The following is a 975-nucleotide window of genomic DNA, read 5'->3' on the forward strand; positions in this document are numbered from 1 at the left end:
TCTTGGCCGTCTTGTCGAAGGCCTCGCCGAGCGCATCGTCGATCGTGGTCGCCCAGCGCTGGTAGTCGCCGACGCCGCGCACCGCGACGATCTGGGTGTGGCCGCCGGAGACGAGCAGCAGAAGGTAAGGGAAGTCCAGCCCGTCGGTCAGCCGCGCGGTCAGCGCGTGGCCCTCGAGGTGGTTGATGGCGATCAGCGGCTTGTTCGCGGCGGCGGCGATCGCCTTGGCCGTCATCAGGCCGACGATCAGCCCGCCGACAAGGCCGGGACCGGCGGTGGCGGCGATGGCGTCGACCTCGTCTAGCGAGACGGACGAGTCGGCGAGCGCCGCCTCGACGATGCCGTCCAGCGCCTCGACATGGGCGCGCGCGGCGATCTCCGGCACGACGCCGCCGAAGGCGGCATGCTCCTCGATTTGACTTAACACCACGTTGGACAGGATTTCGGGCGCGGCGCCGCCGTCCAGCGCCACAACGCTGGCCGCCGTCTCGTCGCAGCTCGTCTCAATGCCCAGAACGCGGATCAATTGGTCGCTAGCTCAAAGATTGTATCACCAGAGGTCTATCGATATTCAGGTGATGCCGGCCTGCAAATGACGGGTTCCTGCGCTTCCGGTGCTCACGTACTTCAAGTACGCTCCGCTCCGGTTCTCGGAACCCACCATTTTTCGGCTCGGCCTGACCTGAATCTCGACAGACCTCGGCCAAGGACGGGGGTTATCACGGACCGCGCGCCATGCAAACTTTGAAAATCGGAACACGCGGCAGCCCGCTGGCGCTGGCCCAGGCGCATGAGACGCGGGCGCGGCTGATGCAGGCGCACGGGCTGCCCGAGCAAGCCTTCGAAGTGATTGCGATCTCGACCAGCGGCGACCGCATCCAGGACCGGCCGCTCTCGGAAGCCGGCGGCAAGGGCCTGTTCACCAAGGAAATCGAGGAAGCGCTGCTCGACGGCCGCATCGACATCGCCGTGCAT

The 975-nt window shown here is 66.4% G+C and carries 2 pseudogenes; one reads left to right on the plus strand and one right to left on the minus strand.

The annotated features are described in order from the left end of the window. Positions 1-526: pseudogene (locus EOA27_RS37980) on the minus strand (tRNA (adenosine(37)-N6)-threonylcarbamoyltransferase complex transferase subunit TsaD); the annotation flags it as partial. 209 nt (positions 527-735) lie between these two features. Here EOA27_RS37980 and EOA27_RS37985 point away from each other — a divergent pair. Further along, a pseudogene (locus EOA27_RS37985) lies at positions 736-975 on the plus strand (hydroxymethylbilane synthase); the annotation flags it as partial.

The sequence above is a fragment of the Mesorhizobium sp. M2A.F.Ca.ET.037.01.1.1 genome (assembly GCF_003998075.1).
Lineage (GTDB): Bacteria > Pseudomonadota > Alphaproteobacteria > Rhizobiales > Rhizobiaceae > Mesorhizobium.